Source organism: Dyella mobilis, assembly GCF_016904945.1.
Classification (GTDB): Bacteria; Pseudomonadota; Gammaproteobacteria; order Xanthomonadales; family Rhodanobacteraceae; genus Dyella_B; species Dyella_B mobilis.
Genome location: NZ_JADIKF010000039.1, coordinates 364,127 through 380,637 on the forward strand (window position 1 = coordinate 364,127; position 16,511 = coordinate 380,637).

The 16,511-nt window shown below is 62.6% G+C and carries 16 protein-coding genes; 8 read left to right on the forward strand and 8 right to left on the reverse strand.

Features of this window, described 5'->3' with window-relative positions; translation table 11 throughout:
• Positions 1-245: 245 nt before the first annotated feature.
• From ISS99_RS12475 to ISS99_RS12490, 4 genes are all read left to right on the forward strand, one after another.
• Positions 246-1,619: a sensor histidine kinase gene (locus ISS99_RS12475; protein ID WP_204631946.1), complete on the forward strand. Its 1,374-nt coding sequence runs from the start codon at positions 246-248 to the stop codon at positions 1,617-1,619.
• 62 nt (positions 1,620-1,681) lie between these two features.
• On the forward strand, positions 1,682-2,641 hold the full coding sequence (locus tag ISS99_RS12480) for an SPFH domain-containing protein (protein ID WP_204631947.1): 960 nt from the start codon (positions 1,682-1,684) through the stop codon (positions 2,639-2,641).
• A 67-nt stretch (positions 2,642-2,708) separates the two neighbouring features.
• Positions 2,709-3,155, forward strand: coding sequence for an NfeD family protein (locus ISS99_RS12485; protein ID WP_204631948.1), 447 nt, complete (start codon positions 2,709-2,711; stop codon positions 3,153-3,155).
• A 142-nt stretch (positions 3,156-3,297) separates the two neighbouring features.
• Positions 3,298-4,560, forward strand: a complete 1,263-nt coding sequence (locus tag ISS99_RS12490; protein WP_204631949.1) for a threonine/serine exporter family protein — start codon at positions 3,298-3,300, stop codon at positions 4,558-4,560.
• 44 nt (positions 4,561-4,604) lie between these two features.
• Here ISS99_RS12490 and ISS99_RS12495 read toward each other — a convergent pair whose 3' ends face one another.
• The 6 genes from ISS99_RS12495 to ISS99_RS12520 all read right to left on the reverse strand — a co-directional run bounded on the left by ISS99_RS12495 (position 4,605) and on the right by ISS99_RS12520 (position 9,777).
• Entirely contained in the window at positions 4,605-5,357 is a 753-nt protein-coding gene (locus ISS99_RS12495) for a class I SAM-dependent methyltransferase (RefSeq protein WP_204631950.1), read from the reverse strand.
• A gap of 6 nt (positions 5,358-5,363) precedes the next feature.
• Entirely contained in the window at positions 5,364-5,918 is a 555-nt protein-coding gene (locus ISS99_RS12500; protein ID WP_204631951.1) for a YbhB/YbcL family Raf kinase inhibitor-like protein, read from the reverse strand.
• Between the two features lie 57 nt (positions 5,919-5,975).
• On the reverse strand, positions 5,976-6,785 hold the full coding sequence (locus ISS99_RS12505; protein ID WP_204631952.1) for a helix-turn-helix transcriptional regulator: 810 nt from the start codon (positions 6,783-6,785) through the stop codon (positions 5,976-5,978).
• A 169-nt stretch (positions 6,786-6,954) separates the two neighbouring features.
• Complete coding sequence (locus ISS99_RS12510; RefSeq protein WP_204631953.1) at positions 6,955-7,278, reverse strand: H-NS histone family protein; 324 nt, start codon at positions 7,276-7,278, stop codon at positions 6,955-6,957.
• Positions 7,279-7,554: 276 nt separating this feature from the next.
• The gene (locus ISS99_RS12515; protein ID WP_204631954.1) at positions 7,555-9,252 is read right to left on the reverse strand and encodes a proline--tRNA ligase; all 1,698 of its coding nucleotides are present in this window, start codon (positions 9,250-9,252) and stop codon (positions 7,555-7,557) included.
• A gap of 84 nt (positions 9,253-9,336) precedes the next feature.
• Positions 9,337-9,777, reverse strand: a complete 441-nt coding sequence (locus tag ISS99_RS12520) for a DUF4124 domain-containing protein (RefSeq protein ID WP_204631955.1) — start codon at positions 9,775-9,777, stop codon at positions 9,337-9,339.
• A 178-nt stretch (positions 9,778-9,955) separates the two neighbouring features.
• Between ISS99_RS12520 and pssA the strand changes: the two genes are divergently transcribed.
• Genes pssA through rimI form a run of 3 tightly spaced genes read left to right on the forward strand, consistent with a single transcriptional unit; the run spans position 9,956 to position 11,678 of the window.
• The gene (gene pssA, locus ISS99_RS12525) at positions 9,956-10,732 is read left to right on the forward strand and encodes a CDP-diacylglycerol--serine O-phosphatidyltransferase (RefSeq protein WP_204631956.1); all 777 of its coding nucleotides are present in this window, start codon (positions 9,956-9,958) and stop codon (positions 10,730-10,732) included.
• Positions 10,729-11,220: a hypothetical protein gene (locus ISS99_RS12530; RefSeq protein WP_204631957.1), complete on the forward strand. Its 492-nt coding sequence runs from the start codon at positions 10,729-10,731 to the stop codon at positions 11,218-11,220. Before pssA ends, ISS99_RS12530 begins: the two co-directional genes overlap by 4 nt.
• Positions 11,208-11,678, forward strand: coding sequence for a ribosomal protein S18-alanine N-acetyltransferase (rimI, locus tag ISS99_RS12535; RefSeq protein ID WP_239537917.1), 471 nt, complete (start codon positions 11,208-11,210; stop codon positions 11,676-11,678). Before ISS99_RS12530 ends, rimI begins: the two co-directional genes overlap by 13 nt.
• A 47-nt stretch (positions 11,679-11,725) precedes the next feature.
• On the opposite strand, the gene ISS99_RS12540 is transcribed toward rimI, so the two are convergent.
• The gene (locus tag ISS99_RS12540) at positions 11,726-14,539 is read right to left on the reverse strand and encodes a valine--tRNA ligase (protein ID WP_204631958.1); all 2,814 of its coding nucleotides are present in this window, start codon (positions 14,537-14,539) and stop codon (positions 11,726-11,728) included.
• A 155-nt stretch (positions 14,540-14,694) separates the two neighbouring features.
• Between ISS99_RS12540 and tsaB the strand changes: the two genes are divergently transcribed.
• The gene (tsaB, locus tag ISS99_RS12545; protein ID WP_204631959.1) at positions 14,695-15,381 is read left to right on the forward strand and encodes a tRNA (adenosine(37)-N6)-threonylcarbamoyltransferase complex dimerization subunit type 1 TsaB; all 687 of its coding nucleotides are present in this window, start codon (positions 14,695-14,697) and stop codon (positions 15,379-15,381) included.
• A gap of 5 nt (positions 15,382-15,386) precedes the next feature.
• Here the strand turns inward: tsaB and ISS99_RS12550 are convergent, their stop codons facing one another.
• Positions 15,387-16,316, reverse strand: a complete 930-nt coding sequence (locus tag ISS99_RS12550) for a YeiH family protein (RefSeq protein WP_425490480.1) — start codon at positions 16,314-16,316, stop codon at positions 15,387-15,389.
• Positions 16,317-16,511: the final 195 nt, after the last annotated feature.

Sequence of the window (16,511 nt, forward strand, 5' to 3'; positions counted from 1 at the left end):
GCGGGGAGCGGGAAACAGGGAGCGGGGAATGTGCGGGTCGGAGCAGGATTCCTGCTCTGTTCTTCGAGCAAACGATGCAATAAAAAGCTCGCAGCGAAGCTTGAGGCTGCAATGTTCCTCTTCGCTTCCCGTTCCCTGCGCAAGGCGGCCGGTTCCGAATCCAGCATGACAACGACACTTATGCGAACGATATTGGTTGCGACGATGCTCACATTCCCCCTTTCCCACTCCTCGTTCCCAGCCCTATGCGCCTGAGATCGTTGGAGGGGCGTCTCTCGGTCCTGCTTTCGGTGGCCTCGCTGACCGGTGCGCTGGTCTATGCGGGCGTTACCCATTGGCCCCTGCCGCAACTGATTGCATCGCTGCACGACAATTTTCCGCTCAACCTGTCCACGCCCAATCGCACGAATGCGGTGATCATCTGCGCCGTCATCCTGGTGCCGCTGTCCTGGTGGTTCGCGCACATCGTGATGCAACCGGTGAAGCGGCTGTTGCGCGCACTCGAAGGTGCAGTCGCCAGCTATCGCGACGGCGACTTCAGCATTTCCATCGCGCTGCATCGCCGCGACGAGCTGGGCGACCTGATCAGCGTGCACAACGAACTGGGCCAGACGCTGCGCGAGCAGCGCCAGAACCTGGCGCAGCGTGAGCTGCTGCTCGATACCGTCGTGCAAAACACACCGGTGGCCCTGGTGCTTACTGACGCCAATGACCGGGTGGCGTACGCCAACATCGCTGCACGTCATCTGTTCAACGAAGGGCGCAGCCTCAACGGCCTGCATTTCGCCACCCTGATCGCCGATGCGCCTGAAGCGCTGCGCAAAGCCACCGAAGGCAGCGAAGACGCATTGTTCAGCGTGGAAATGGATGGCAGCGAAGAAACCTTCCACCTTTCGCAACGCGCATTCCGCCTGCAGGGGCGTCCGCATCGCCTGCAGTTGTTCCGGCGCATGACGCGCGAATTGTCGCGCCAGGAAGTGGCCGCGTGGAAACGCGTGATCCGCGTAGTCAGCCACGAGTTGAACAACTCCCTGGCACCGATTTCCTCCTTGGCCCACTCAGGTGCGGAGCTAGCTCGTCGCGGCGACATCCAGCGCTTGCCCAGCGTATTCGCCACCATCGGCGAGCGTGCCAGGCACCTGCATGGCTTTATCGATGGCTACGCGCGCTTTGCCAAACTTCCCGCGCCGCGTCTGGCGGCGGTGGCGTGGCAGCCGTTCCTGGAAGGCTTGGCCCTGCATTGCCGCTTTCAGCTGTTGAGCGAAGTGCCGGAGCAACCCGGCTGGTTCGATCCGGTGCAGATCGAGCAGGTGGTAATCAACCTGGTGAAGAACGCGCACGAATCGGGCAGTGCCCCGGAAGGCGTCAGCATTTCGCTGATACCGGTTGGCCACGAGCTGCGCATCGAAGTGGCCGATCGCGGCCCCGGCATGAGCGAAGCGGTGCTGGCGCAGGCACTGCTGCCGTTCTACTCCACCAAGCGCTCCGGCACTGGCCTGGGGCTGGCGCTGGCGCGCGAGATCAGCGAGGCGCATGGCGGGCGTATCGCCCTGGCCAATCGCGAAGACGGCGGCTTGCGCGTCACCCTGGTCCTACCGCAATCGGCAAGCACGACGTAGCCAGGTAACCGGTTCGATCCAAGGTGTGCCCTATACTCCGCCGATCAAACGGAGGAGATGCCATGAGTACAGGAACCGTCTTTGGATTGATCGTTATCGTGGTCGTGGTGATCGTGCTGGCCAAGCTGGTGCGCATCGTTCCGCAGGGTTTCGAATGGACCGTCGAGCAATTCGGCAAATACACCCGCACGCTGTCGCCGGGGCTGCATTTCCTGATTCCTTTCGTGTACGACATCGGCCGCAAGATGAACATGATGGAGCAGGTGCTGGATGTTCCCAGCCAGGACGTGATCACCAAGGACAACGCGGTCGTGCGCGTCGACGGCGTGGTGTTCTATCAAGTGCTGGATGCCGCCAAGGCCGCGTATGAAGTGTCCAATCTGGAGCAGGCGGCACTCGCCTTGGTGATGACCAACATCCGTACCGTGCTCGGTTCGCTGGACCTGGACGAATCGCTCAGCCAGCGCGATGCGATCAATGCCAAGCTGCTTAACGTGGTGGACGAGGCGACCCATCCTTGGGGCGTGAAGGTCAATCGTATCGAGATCAAGGACATTGCCCCGCCGCGCGACCTGGTCGATTCCATGGCCCGCCAGATGAAGGCCGAGCGCGAGAAGCGCGCGCAGATCCTGGAAGCCGAGGGCCTGCGCCAGAGTGCGATCCTGAAGGCGGACGGTGAAAAGCAGTCTGCGATCCTGGCTGCCGACGGCAAGAAAGAGGCAGCCTTCCGCGAGGCCGAAGCGCGCATCCGGCTGGCCGAAGCCGAAGCGCAGGCCACCAAGCTGGTCTCCGACGCCATCGCCAGCGGCGACGTCAACGCGTTGAATTACTTCGTCGCCAACAAGTATGTCGAGGCGTTGAAGGAAATGGCCAACTCGCCCAACCAGAAAATGCTGCTGTTGCCGGTCGAAGCAACCGGGATTCTCGGTTCGCTGGCGGGCATTGCGGAGCTGGCGAAGGAGTCGTTGGGGCAGCAGCAGGAAAAGCTCGCCGCGCGCCGCACGTCGCCGACCGTTCGGTGAGTGCCGGTCGTTGCGGATAGTCGAGCCGCCCGGCGGATTTCGCACTTGAACCTTTTCGGAGCCGTCCATGTTCGCAAGCGTTGCAGCGCATTACCTGTGGTGGATCGTGGCGCTGGTGCTGATTGCCATCGAAGTGATCATGCCCGGCTATTTCATGCTGTGGATCGGCATCGGCGCCGCCGCCACGGGGCTGTTGGCGTTGCTGATGCCGGGTTTGCCTTTGCTGGCCCAGTCGATCGCTTTTGCGTTGCTGGCCTTTTTGTCGTGCGCGGTCTACTGGTATGTGTTGCGACCAAAGCTGCAGCGCAACGAGCCGGGTGACGAGCGGCTCAATCGACGCGCAGAGCAGTTGATCGGCAAGCGCTACGTGCTGATCGAGGCGATCGTGAATGGCCGGGGCAAGGCGAAGGTGGGCGACGGGCAGTGGCTGGTCAGCGGTCCGGACCTGCCCAATGGCAGCACGGTAGAGGTGGTCGCGGTGGATGGCACCACCTTGCAGGTGAAGCAGGTTTGACGCGCAATGTGGGAGGGGCGATGCCTGGAAAATCCAAGGCGCTTCGTTGCCTGCCGCCCGTTCCCGTGTATAAATCGAGCCACTGTTTCCACGAAAGCGATCCAACGCCCTTGCTGTCCATAGTCGCCATCCGGTTGAACCCATGAGCGCCCAGTTCGCTACGACGGCGCTCAACACCCGCATTGCCTTCCTGGTCGAGCTGGCCACGCGCCTGCACAAATACGGCGCCTCCTCGCCGCGCCTGGAAATGGCGATTTCCGGTTCCGCGCAGCGGATCGGCGTGAGTGCGGATGTGTGGTCCAGCCCTACGGCGATCATCATTTCCTTTGCCGATCTTGCACACGGCGAGGACGGGCGGCTGGCCCAGACGACCCAGGTCATTCGCCTGCTGCCGGGTGACGTGAACCTGGACAAGCTCTGCCGCGCCGACGAAATCGCCGATCGAGTGATCGCGGGCGAGTTGGAATTGCGCGAAGGATTCCGTTTGTTGCGTGCGCTGGAGCTGCCGGACACACGCCGCCAGCAAGCCGCGGTGATTGGCAGCTACGGCCTTTCCGCCGCGGCGATTGCGGCGCTGTTCCTGCATAGTTCCTGGGTGGACCTGCTGGTCGCAGGGGCGGTCGGCCTGATCATCGGCACCATCACCATCCTGTCCGCCACGCGTCCGCGCCTGAGCGTGGCCAGCGATGCCATCTGCGCGATGGTCGCCACCTTGGTGGCGATCGTGTTCAGTGCCTTCGTAGTGCCGTTGGCGATCAAGTCGGTGGTTCTGGCGGGCCTGATCATTCTGGTGCCGGGCATGTCGCTGACGACGGCGGTGCGCGAAATTTCCAGCCAGCATCTGGTTTCCGGCATGGCCCGCATGGGCGGCGCGATGTCGACCTTGCTCAAGCTTACGTTCGGCACTGTAGCTGCTACGCAGGTTTGTGCGGTATTCGGGATCGAGGCGCGCGACTTCGAATTGCCGGAATTGCCCGGCTGGGTGGATTACCCGGCGCTGCTGGTGGCAGCCGTTGCCTTTGCGATTCTGTTCCGTGCGGCAAAACGGGACTGGCCGGTGGTGATTGTCGCCGTCATCGTGGGGTATCTGGCGACCCGCCTGGGCGGTTTGATTTCGGTCAGCTTGCCGGGGGCGCCGTTCGGCGTGTTTATCGGTGGCTTGTTGTTGAGCGCGTTGGCGAATCTGTATGCGCGCTATGCAGGGCGTCCCGGGGCGGTGGTGCGTGAACCGGGCATTTTGTTGCTGGTCCCGGGCAGCGTGGGGTTTCGCAGTGTGTCGTATCTGCTGGCGCGCAATACGTCGCTGGGGTTTGACACGGGCATGCTGCTGGTGACCTTGTTGATCTCACTGGTGGCGGGCTTGATGTTCGGCGAGTTGCTGGTGGCGCCGCGGCGATCCCTCTGACGGGATGGCGCGCATGCGCCAGGGGATTGCCAGGGCTTCAGCAGTCACGGTTTGACGGCGTGACAGCGAAGCCGGACATAGTCGGCCCACCACTTGCCATCGGCATCGCACATCGGTCCTCGCAAGGTCTCGACCAGTGATGCAATGAAATCCGCGCGCGCCGTTTCCTCGATCGCCGATATGAACGGCTGGGCGAAAGTGTTCAGCCACGCCCCGACGTCCCCCGGAAGCAAGGTTGGGCGTGGTACCAGCAGGGTCCACTGAACTTTGAATCCTCGTTGTTCCAGCAATGCGCGATAACCCTCGGGTGTCGGGAAGAACCATGGATCGGGAGCCTCGATGTCTCGTGCGGCCAGGGCTGCGCTCAATGCGTGGACGATCGTGGCGACGTTGCCATGCCCACCGAATTCCGCCACCAGCCGCCCGCCAGGTTTCAGCGCGCGCCAGATGCCGGCGATGACCTTTTCCGCACGTGGCATCCAGTGAAGTGCGGCATTGCTGAATACTGCGTCGAATTGCTCGTGGAAATTCAACGATTCGCCATCCATCACCAACGCATCCACGCCAAGCCTGCGCGCTCCTTCGACCATCGGAGCACTGCTGTCGACGCCCTGCACAGCGCAGCCGAGCTGGATCAGTTTGACGGTCAGTGCGCCATCGCCGCAGCCGAGGTCAAGAATGCGCTCGCCTGCTTTTGCCTGGAGCAGATCGAGGATGGGAGTGCCGAGTTCCGGGACGAATCCGCCATGACGTTGATAGTCGGCGGGATTCCACTGTTGAGTGCCAGATGCGGTCATGGGGATTTATCGCCCGTAGCTTGCCTGAATCGAGGTGCTGCCCAGGGTGTAGCCATGGATCATGAAGCCGATCATCGCCGGTGACGCATCGGCCGGCACGTCCAGGTGCGCGATTTTCAAAGCGTAGACGGTAAAGACGTAGCGATGTGCCTTGTCGCCAGCGGGTGGACAGGCACCGCCGTAAGCGTGCGGGCCGAAATCGGTACGGCCCTGTTTCGCCATCGGCGGCAGTGCTTTTCCTTCGATGGAACCAGCTCCTTCGGCAAGGTCATGCACGTTGTTGGGAATGTCGAAGACCACCCAGTGCCACCATCCCGATCCAGTCGGTGCATCGGGGTCGTACGCTGTCACGGCGAAGCTCTGCGTGCCTGGCGGCTCGCCCTTCCACGTCAGCGCGGGGGAGATGTTCTGGCCGGAACAGCCAAAGCCGCGTAGAACCTGGGCCTGTTTCAATGTTCCGTTGAGGGTGAAGGCCGTGCTCGAGACGGTGAAATCCGTGGCGTGGGTTGCGCCGGCGATGGCGATGCCGAGCGTGACTGCAAAGAAGCGAAAGCGTTTCATCGGTGTTCCGTGGCATGGGCGCGGATACTGATGGTGCCGAAGCACTTCACTTCGACGTTAGCCTGCCTCGGTCAAGCTTTGTGCGTTTTCTTTCATTCGCGCCCGTACCACGGATGGCGCAACACCCCAACGTTGCTGGAAGATTGCGGTGAAGCGGCTGTGCGAATCCCAGCCGCAACGCTGGGCCACTTCGCCCACCGGCCATTCGGTGGTTTGCAGCATCGACAACGCCGTTTCCAACCGCACTTCGCGTACCAGTGCTGCGAGCGTGATGCCGCTCGATTCGAGCCGTCGGCGCAACGTGGATTCGCTCAGGTGAAAGAGGTCGGCCAGGACCGCGACATTCCAGTCGCCGTGCGGACGCTGGGCGACCAGGCGGCGTACTTTGTCAGGCCAGCTCAGCGCCTGGCCTGGTTCGAAACGCCAGCCGCGCTCGCCGAGCAGTAGCAGCACTTCCGTGATCCGGTGATGCAGCAGCGGTGCAGAGATTTTTTGGCCGGAGGAGGCAGGTAGCGTTCGCTGCATCGCTTCCAGCAGTTCTTCGTCGACCGGCAAGGTTTGCGCCGTTTTGACCGTCGCAGCGGTGTCTGCCATGGACGAAGCGCTGAATTCCTGGATCAACGTGCCACTGAATGACAGAGCCAGCGCTTCGTAGTGATGATGTTCTTCCGGATCATTGATTACATCCCACTGCGTTCCTCGTGCGATCAGCATGCCTTGCGGGTGCCCTGCATTCAGGGCGCTGTCGGTAGTTTGCAGAATCTTCCTGCCCCTGAGTACGGCGATGAACAGATCGTCGCGAACGGTCAGGGTGCTGATCCGGTAACGTTGGGCAGCAACGATGCGGGCGCCGTACTGTAGGTCCATGCTTGGGATAATGCAGTGCCTGAGCGGATGAATAAAGAGCAGGGTACTGCTTGAGGTGTCTTCGTGCCCTTGGGTGATTGTCCCGGAACCCTCGTGCTCGATGGACGGCCAAAATAAAAACGCCGGCTTGCAGCCGGCGTTTTCGGTATGGGGATTTTGCGCTGGCTTGTCAGATAGTGAGATCTTTCTCTTTCTTGCCGGCCTTCAGTGCATCGTTGAACCAGCGGGGGCGCTTGCCGCGGCCGGACCAGGTTTGCTCCGGATCTGCCGGATTGCGGTATTTGGGGGCTACGGTGCCGGTGCCGCGGCGCTTGGGGCCGCTCGTGCCGCCGAAGATGTCTTCGAATGCATAGCCTTCGGCCTTGATCATGGCCAGCACTTTTTCGCGCAGCTTGCCTACCTTTTCCTTGCGCAGCTCGTCCTGGCGCGCTTGAGCCTTGCTGATCAGCTCGGTGAGCTGGGTGTGATTGAGACTCTTGAGATCTACGGCCATGAAATGCTCCCGGTAAATAGATAAATACATGAAGAAGTGAAACAGCCCGGGCTATTGGATTATGAGATACGCGCCCGAAAGCGTTTTTGATTTTCACGCATGGTTAGAAAAATTGCAAAGCAATACCTGCGATATAATCCTCATTCTCTATTAATATTTATCTTAATTTGTTGAGGCGGAACTATTGGCGGCGGCCAGCGGGTGCTTCGGTATTCGATCGTTGCGCGCAGCAAAAAGGCCGCTCAGAGCGGCCTTTTTGTTTCGGTTGAAACGAATTCAACTCAGTATTTCGAACAACTGGTCGCGTGTAATGGCACTGCTCTCGGCCGCGTCGCGGGCGCGGTATTCGAGCGTGCCTGCTGCCAATCCGCGCTCACTGACGACGACGCGATGCGGAATGCCGATCAATTCCACATCCGCAAACATTGCACCCGGGCGCAGGCCGCGATCGTCCCAAACCGTTTCGATACCTTTGGCGGTCAGTTCGTCGTAAAGCGATTGCGCGGCGGTTTCGACTTCGGGCGAATTTTTCGGATTGATCACGCACACGGCGACGCGCCAGGGCGACATCGCTTCGGGCCAGATGATGCCGTTTTCGTCGTGGCGTTGCTCGATGGCTGCAGCCACGATGCGGCTCACGCCGATGCCGTAGCAACCCATCCACATCACTTGCTTCTTGCCTTGGTCGTCGAGCACGGTGGCATCCAGTGCTTCGGAGTATTTCGTGCCGAGCTGGAATACGTGACCGACTTCGATGCCGCGTGCCAGATGCAGGGTGCCGTGGCCATCCGGCGAAGGATCGCCAGCTACCACCTGACGAATGTCTTCGATCCGCGTGATGCGCGCATCACGCTCCCAGTTGGCGCCGGTGTAGTGGGTGTCGTTGGCGTTGCCACCGCAGACAAAATCGGCCAGCACGGCCGCGCTGCGATCGACGATCACGGGAATGGAATCGGGTAGCCCCGCCGGGCCGATAAAGCCGGGGCGCGTGCCGACGGCGGCCAGAATTTCTTCCTCGCTGGCCAGCACGGATTCGCCCGGCAGCTCGGCCAGCTTGGAGGCCTTCACTTCGTTGATCTCGTGGTCGCCGCGCAGGCATAGCGCGACCAGGCCTTCCTTGCCGCGCACCAGCACTGTTTTCAGCACGCGATCGGCGGCGATGCCGAAGTGGCGCGTCACGTCTTCCACGGTGCGTACGCGCGGCGTGTCCACGCGCTGCAGGTTCGCCGCGGCGGAAGGACGTGCGGCAGCCGGCGCCAGCGCTTCGGCTTTTTCGATATTGGCCGCGTATTCGGAACCGTCGGAGAAGGCGATGGCGTCTTCGCCCGAATCGGCAAGTACTTGGAATTCGTGGCTGGCATTGCCGCCGATGGCGCCGGTGTCGGCCTGGACCGCGCGGAACTTCAGGCCCAGGCGGGTGAAGATGCGTGTGTACGCCTGGTACATCACCTCATACGTTTGCGCCAGCGATTCGGGGTTGATGTGAAAGGAGTAGGCGTCCTTCATCAGGAATTCGCGCGCACGCATCACGCCGAAGCGCGGGCGGATTTCATCGCGGAACTTGGTCTGGATCTGGTAGAAGTTGACCGGCAACTGCTTGTAGCTTTTCAGTTCGTTGCGCGCGAAATCGGTAACGACTTCCTCGTGCGTGGGGCCGTAGCAGAATTCCTGCTCCTTGCGGTCTTTGATCTTCAGCAACTGGCCGCCGAATTTTTCCCAGCGGCCGGTTTCTTCCCACAGCTCGCGCGGCTGCACGGAAGGCATCAGCATCTCGACCGCACCGGCGCGGTTCATTTCCTCGCGCACGACGGCTTCCACTTTGCGCAGCACGCGCAGGCCCAGTGGCGACCAGGTGTACAGACCCGAGGCGAGCTTGCGGATCATGCCCGCCCGCAGCATCAGCTTGTGGCTGACGATTTCGGCGTCGGCGGGGACTTCCTTGACGGTGGCCAGGTGGAATTGGCTGAGGCGCATGTGCGGCGATCCGGCGTTAAAACCGTCATTATAGCCGGCATTTGCCCGCTTCCCCGAGGGAAAGCGCGGAGCGCCAACGGGCGCTTATTGGTTGTTGCTGCAGTATTGGTTGTATTGCGACTGGCTGGCGTCCAACTGCTGCTTGCGCTGGTCCGCGTTGAGCACTTGCGGGGTGCCGCTCGGTCCCTGCATGACGACCGGGCCGCTGCCTTGCAAGGCGCCAATATTGGAGTGCAGGGATGCGCAGAGCTTTGTGCGGTTTTCCGGGGTGTCCGGCAGCGAGCCCTGAGTCGTGCTGCCACCAGCCGTGGACGCCGGGGCGGGGGCAGGGGCGCTGTTGTCCGAGCCGGATCCGGAGGCAGGAACGTCCGCACCGCTTACTGTGACCTGGCTGTACTTGGTACCGACCGGCGGGGGAGTCTCGGAATAGTGGGTGGTGCCTTGGGCGTCGGTCCATTTGTAGACCTGGGCGGCGGCCAGTGGCGCAACCAGCAGCAGCACGATGGCAATGGAAAGGCGACGCATAGAAAGACTCCGAAAGGGATAACGAGGCGCTGCACTAGTTAACAACCGGCGCGGGCCGGACTCAAGCGGTGGCAGGGCCGAAATGCCAAGAACGTGCTTTCTTGCACGTTCCTCCCGCCGGTGAGGGCGTTTTCCGGTCCCCCTGCTACACTTTAGGCATCCCGTCACGGATGGATTCATGAGCGATAGCACGCCAGTCCGGGCGCCGCGGCATCCCGGTATTTATCTTTTGCCGAACCTGTTCACGACTGGCGCCATGTTCGCCGGCTTCTACGCCATTGTCGCGAGCATCGGCGGCCGCTTTACAGATGCGGCCATCGCCGTTTTCGTGGCCGCCCTGCTGGACGGCATGGACGGCCGCGTGGCGCGCCTGACCAACACGCAAAGCGAGTTCGGCGTGCAGTACGACTCGCTGTCCGATCTGGTGAGCTTTGGCCTGGCCCCGGCGCTGGTCATGTACAACTGGTCGCTGTCGAGCCTGCGCGAATATGGCCCCATACCGGGCAAGATCGGCTGGGCGGCCGCTTTCATCTACGCGGTATGCGCCGCCTTGCGCCTGGCACGCTTCAACACGCAGGTCGCGGTGATCGACAAGCGTTATTTCCAGGGATTGGCCAGCCCTGCCGCGGCGGCGGTGTGCATGTCGTTCGTGTGGAGCATGGACAATTTCGGCATTTCCGGCGACGAGTTGGACGTGTTCACGCCGTTCATGGCAGTGATCGTCGGTTTGCTGATGGTGAGCCGTTTCCGCTACTACAGCTTCAAGTCGCTGCCGATGGGGGACAAGGTACCGTTCCTCTGGATACTGATCGCCGTGCTGGTGCTGGTGCCGTTCTTCGTCGATCCGCCACGCGTCCTGCTGGTGGTGTTCACGCTGTATCTGCTGTCAGGGCCGGTGTTGACGTTGTGGGGCCTGGCCACGCACCGCAAGCGCCCGCGGCGCGGAGCCGTATGAGCGCCCAGCCCGCCAGCGCGGCTCACCGCGCCCGCGTGTTGCGTGCGCTGGGTGTGGTTTCCTGGCACCGGCGCGCTACTGCCGCGGTCATGCCCGAAGCGATCGCACCGATGGCTGCGGCGGAACCGCCGGGCGCCGCAGGCGTGGTGATCGTGTTGCCGGCAGGATGCGGCGTGCGCGAACTCGATCTGCTGGGGCGTGCGCTGTGTGCATTCGGTCCGCAGCTGGCGCGTGCTGCGCGGATCGAGGCGACTGACAGCGAAAGCATGCAGGTGCCGCACGCACAGGCTTATCTGGTGTTTGGTGAGCAGCAGGCGCACAGCCTTGGGCGGGCGTTGCCTGCGGAGGTCATGCACAACGCGCACATCGTCCTGGCCGACGCGCCTGCCGACGTGCTGAGCCAAGCCGCGGCCAAACGCCGACTGTGGCAAGCCTTGCGCACGATGCGCCGCGCATTGGCGGGAGCCCTGCCGTCTTGGTCGCGGTAGCACGCCCCGCGCTGGAGATGCGCGCCATGCGGCGCGACGATCTGCAGCGTGTGAGTGAGTTGGAGCAAGTCTCCTACGACTTCCCCTGGAGCATGGGTATTTTTGGGGACTGCCTGAAGGCCGGCCATCCGTCCTGGGTGCTGTGCCTGGATGGGAGCGTCATCGGCTACGGCATTCTTTCGGTTGGTGCCGGTGAGGCACACGTGCTCAATGTCTGTATCGATCCGGCGCAGCGAGGGCAAGGATTCGGGCGCCACTTGATGCGTCGACTGCTGGACATCGCCCGCTGGAACGGCGCCGAGCGGGTCTTTCTGGAAGTACGGCCGTCCAATCCGAATGCCCAGCAGCTTTACGCGTCGATGGGCTTTCAGGAAATCGGACGCCGTCCGCGCTATTACCCTGCGCACGAAGGGCGCGAGGATGCGATCGTGATGGCGCTGGATTTCCCCTTGTCGTGAAGCACGACTTTTCCCTCTCCCGGACGGGAGAGGGAATGCCGCCTGGGTTAGCCCAATTTCTGCAGTTGCTCGCGCAAGGCGGTGAGTTGCGTGCCCCAGTCGGCAATGCGCTGACGCTCCTGCGCCACCACTTCCGCCGGTGCGTTGGCAACGAAGTTGGCGTTGCCGAGTTTGTTCTCGCACTTCTTGATTTCGCTTTCGATCTTGCCGATTTCCTTGCCGAGGCGCGCTTTCTCCGCGCCCAGATCGATCAGTCCGGCGAGCGGAATCAGCACGCGCATGGAACCGACCACGGCTGCGGCCGCGGCGGGCTCATCGGTGCCCGATGCGATCCATTGCGGTGCGTCCACGCGGGCGAGGAAGCAGATCTGCGCGGCGAATTTGCCGGAGCGCGCGCGGTCGGTGGCGTCGCCGTCTGCAAGTAGCAGCGGAATGGCCTTGCCCGGCGGAATGTTCATTTCGGCGCGAATGCGGCGAATGCCGCTGAGCACATTCTTGAACCACTCGATTTCGGCGGTGGCCGCTTCATCGGCGGGAATCTCGCTGGCCTTCGGCCAAGGACGCTGCAGGATGCCGTCTGCCTCGATGCCAAGCCGCGGTGCCACCGATTGCCAGATTTCCTCGGTAATGAACGGAATGATCGGATGCAGCGCACGCAGCACGGTTTCCAGCACGACCAGCAGGGTGTGGCGGGTGGATGCCGCAGCTGCCGCATCGTCGCCATTGAGTGCCGGCTTGGAGAGTTCCAGGAACCAGTCGCAATACTCGTTCCACACGAATTCGTACAGCGCCTGCGCCAGCAAGTCGAAACGATAGGTGACAAAGTGCTGTTCGACCTCCGTCAACGTCTGCTTGAGCCGCGTGAGAATCCACCTTTCCGCTTCGGTGGCGGGCACGTTCCCCGTTCCCCGTTCCCCGGTACCTGCTTCCTCCACATTCATCAACACGAAGCGCGCCGCATTCCACAATTTGTTGCAGAACGCTTTGTAGCCCTCTGCACGCTTGATGTCGAAATTGATCGTACGGCTGTAGCTGGCGAGGGCCGCGAAGGTGAAGCGCAAGGCATCGGTGCCGATGGCGGGAATGCCTTGGGGGTAGTCCTTGCGAATGCGTTTCTCGACCTTTTCGCGCACTTGCGGAATCAGCAGCGACTTGGTGGATTTGGTCACCAGCGGTTCCAGCTCGATGCCGTCGATGAGGTCCAGCGGATCCAGCGTATTGCCCTTGGACTTGGACATCTTCTGGCCTTCCGCATCGCGCACGATGGCGTTGATGTACACCTCGCGGAACGGCACCTTGCCGGTGAAATACTTGGTCGCCATCACCATGCGCGCGACCCAGAAGAAGATGATGTCGAAGCCGGTGACCAGCACTGCACTGGGCAGGAATATCTTGTCGATCTCCCAATGGGCGACCACTTCGCCGCGCTCGTTCTTCACCGGTCCGTTGGCCGGCCAGCCGAGCGTGGAGAACGGCCACAGCGCGGAACTGAACCAGGTGTCCAGCACGTCGTCGTCCTGCTTCAACGCGCCGACGGGAGCAATGGTGGCGTGCTTGCGCGCATCGGCCTCGTCTTCGCCGACGAAGATGTTGCCGGCTTCGTCATACCAGGCAGGAATGCGATGGCCCCACCAGAGCTGACGACTGATGCACCAGTCCTGGATGTTTTCCAGCCACTGCGTGTAGGTGGTGGTCCAGTTTTCCGGCACGAACTTGATCTCGCCCGAACGCACCGCGTCGAGCGCGGGCTCGGTGATGGCTTGGCGGCCTTTGTCGCTGGTGAGATCGACGAACCACTGGTCGGTCAGCATCGGCTCGATCACTGCATCGGAACGTTGGCTCACCGGCACCTGTAATTTGTGCGGCTTGGTTTCCACCAGCAGGCCGGCGGCCTCGAGATCGGCGAGCACGGCCTTGCGTGCGTCGTAGCGATCCATGCCCTGATATTTGGCCGGCGCGTTGGCGTTGACCTTCGCGTCCAGCGTGAATATCTCGATCGGGGCAAGCTTGTGGCGCTGGCCGATGGCGTAGTCGTTGAAATCGTGCGCGGGCGTGATTTTCACGCAACCGGTGCCGAAATCCTTGTCGACGTAGTCATCGGCGATCACCGGAATCTGGCGGCCGCTCAGCGGCAAGGTGAGCGTCTTGCCGATCAGGTGTTGATAGCGTTCGTCTTCCGGATGCACGGCGACGGCGACGTCGCCCAGCATGGTTTCCGGACGTGTGGTGGCCACGACGATGCTCTCATCGCCGTCGGTGACCGGATAGCGGATCGACCACATGTGGCCGTCGCGCTCGACGTTGTTCACTTCCAGGTCCGATACCGCCGTACCCAGCACCGGATCCCAGTTCACCAGACGGTTGCCACGGTAGATCAGGCCAGCGCGATACCACTCCACGAACACCTTGCGCACCGCGTCGGAGAGGCCTTCGTCCATGGTGAAGCGTTCGCGCGACCAGTCCGCCGCAACGCCCAGGCGGCGCATCTGGTTGGTGATGGTGGAGCCGGATTCTTCCTTCCACTGCCACACGCGATCGACGAACGGTTCGCGGCCGAGGTCGTGGCGGGTTCTCTGCTCCGCGGCGAGCTGGTTTTCGACGATTTTCTGCGTCGCGATGCCGGCGTGGTCGGTGCCCACCTGCCACAGCGTATTCATGCCGCGCATGCGCTGGTAGCGGATCAGCATGTCCATCACGGTCTGCTGGAAAGCGTGGCCCATGTGCAAGGTGCCGGTCACGTTCGGCGGCGGCAGCAGAATGCAATAAGGCTCGCCGTGCCCCGACGAACGGAATACGTCGCCGGCTTCCCAGCGGGCGTACCACTTCGACTCGATCGGACGGGGCTCGAAACTCTTTTCCATCAGGGGCTCGCGTTTGCGCGCCGGTCGGGCGCGCGGTGGTTGGGGCAGGTGAACCCCCATTGTACGGGCCGGGGCGAGGGCTGCCAAAAAGTGCGGCAGCGGGCGGGTTTCAAGCCCGCCTGTAGCGGATTGCCTGGGAATGCGAGAATGGGTGCATGAACCTGCTAGCCATCGAAACCGCCACCGAAGCCTGCTCCGTCGCCCTGGTCCACGGCGAGACGCTCGTTGCCCGCAGCGAACTGGCACCGCGCCGCCACGCCGAGCGTGTTTTGCCGATGGCGGACGAGCTGTTGGCCGAAGCCGGCATCGGTCGTCATGCGCTGGATGGCATCGCGGTGGGACGTGGCCCCGGGGCGTTTACCGGTGTGCGCCTGGCGATCTCCCTGGCGCAGGGCATGGCCATGGCCTTGGACGTGCCGGTGGTGACGGTTTCGTCGCTGGCCGCGCTTGCCCTGGAGGCGCCGGAGGACGATGCGGCGATTCTGGCGGTGATCGATGCGCGCATGGGCGAGATCTATGCGGCCAGCTATCGGCGGGACCATGATGGAAGCCTGGTTGCGATGGACGATGAGCGTGTCTGCACAGCCGAATCGCTGTCGCTGCCGCAGGCTTCCGCCTGGCACGTCGTGGGCTCCGGGTGGGGTACCTATGCCGATGCGCTGGGGCGTCACGTCGGCAACGCCTTGCGCTCGGCCGACGGGCATTGCTATCCGCAGGCACGCCACGTTGCCACCCTGGCCGTAGGCGAATTCAAAGCGGGCCGCGCCCTGGCTCCGGAACTGGCCCTGCCGGTGTACCTGCGCGACAAGGTGGCACTCACCCTGGCCGAGCAGGGACGCTGACCGGCTTACAGCTGTCCGATTGCCAGTTGCACCAGCAGGCTGCTGATCGACACCGCCGCCCACACGCCCAAGCCGAGCAGGATCGGCCGCGCACCGGCCGAAGCCATCTTGCGCAGATTGGCCGAAAGCCCGATCGCCGTCAGTGCCACGATGATCATGAACTCCGCAGCCAGATGCAGCAGCGGCTGGATCGCCACCGGCACGAAGCCGGCCGTGCGTGCGGCCGAAGCGACCAGGAACCACAGAATGAACCAGGGAAAGATGCGGCCCAGGCTGAAGTCGCTGGTGGTCCCCGCCTGCTTGGCGGCGCGCTTTTCGCGCACGGCCACGGCGACGGCGAGGATCAGGCAGATGGGAATGATCAGCGTGGCGCGGGTGAGTTTCACGATGGTGGCGAAATCGCCGGCGGCCTTGCTGTAGCTGTAGCCGGCCGCGACCACGGACGAGGTGTCGTTGATGGCCGTTCCCGCCCACATGCCAAATCCCAGGTCCGACAGATGGAGCAGGTGGCCCAGCAATGGGAACAGCAGCACCGCCACGACGTTGAACAGAAAGATGGTGGAGATGGCAAACGCCGTGTCGTGGTCGTCCGGCTTGATGATCGGCGTTACTGCCGCGATGGCTGAGCCACCGCAAATGGCGGTGCCCACGCCGATCAATATCTGCAGCTTGTTGTGCACTTTCATCAGGCGGCCGAGCAGCAAGGCCGTGACGAACGCCGTGGTCATGGTGACCAACGTGACCGACAGCGACTCCATGCCGGTCTTCGCCACCTGGGTCAGGCTCAGCCCGAAGCCCAGGGCGATGATCGACCACTGCAGCACCTGCTTGCTGGCGAACTGGATGCCGGGGGTGAAGCTCTCCGAGGGCGAAAGCAGGTTGCGCACCACGATGCCCAGCAGGATGCCGAACACGGGACCGCCGATCACGGGCACGGCGCGACCGAGAAACCAGGCCGCCAGCGCAATGCCGATGGCAAGCAGTAGACCTGAGGCACGCAAACGCAGACTGGGAGTGGTCATGGGGATCGATGTGGCGTTCATGGCGAAGAGCCCTGGGGGGACTGCGCTATTGTCCGAAACGGCATCGATTAGGAAAATTTGAAATATCTAATTGACTATATAAACTAA

Coding starts and splice junctions, on each gene's coding strand:
- ISS99_RS12475 (WP_204631946.1), top strand. CDS start 246: ATGCGCCTGAGATCGTTGGAGGGGCGTCTCTCGGTCCTGCTTTCGGTG.
- ISS99_RS12480 (WP_204631947.1), top strand. CDS start 1,682: ATGAGTACAGGAACCGTCTTTGGATTGATCGTTATCGTGGTCGTGGTG.
- ISS99_RS12485 (WP_204631948.1), top strand. CDS start 2,709: ATGTTCGCAAGCGTTGCAGCGCATTACCTGTGGTGGATCGTGGCGCTG.
- ISS99_RS12490 (WP_204631949.1), top strand. CDS start 3,298: ATGAGCGCCCAGTTCGCTACGACGGCGCTCAACACCCGCATTGCCTTC.
- ISS99_RS12495 (WP_204631950.1), bottom strand. CDS start 5,357: ATGACCGCATCTGGCACTCAACAGTGGAATCCCGCCGACTATCAACGT.
- ISS99_RS12500 (WP_204631951.1), bottom strand. CDS start 5,918: ATGAAACGCTTTCGCTTCTTTGCAGTCACGCTCGGCATCGCCATCGCC.
- ISS99_RS12505 (WP_204631952.1), bottom strand. CDS start 6,785: ATGGACCTACAGTACGGCGCCCGCATCGTTGCTGCCCAACGTTACCGG.
- ISS99_RS12510 (WP_204631953.1), bottom strand. CDS start 7,278: ATGGCCGTAGATCTCAAGAGTCTCAATCACACCCAGCTCACCGAGCTG.
- ISS99_RS12515 (WP_204631954.1), bottom strand. CDS start 9,252: ATGCGCCTCAGCCAATTCCACCTGGCCACCGTCAAGGAAGTCCCCGCC.
- ISS99_RS12520 (WP_204631955.1), bottom strand. CDS start 9,777: ATGCGTCGCCTTTCCATTGCCATCGTGCTGCTGCTGGTTGCGCCACTG.
- pssA (WP_204631956.1), top strand. CDS start 9,956: ATGAGCGATAGCACGCCAGTCCGGGCGCCGCGGCATCCCGGTATTTAT.
- ISS99_RS12530 (WP_204631957.1), top strand. CDS start 10,729: ATGAGCGCCCAGCCCGCCAGCGCGGCTCACCGCGCCCGCGTGTTGCGT.
- ISS99_RS12540 (WP_204631958.1), bottom strand. CDS start 14,539: ATGGAAAAGAGTTTCGAGCCCCGTCCGATCGAGTCGAAGTGGTACGCC.
- tsaB (WP_204631959.1), top strand. CDS start 14,695: ATGAACCTGCTAGCCATCGAAACCGCCACCGAAGCCTGCTCCGTCGCC.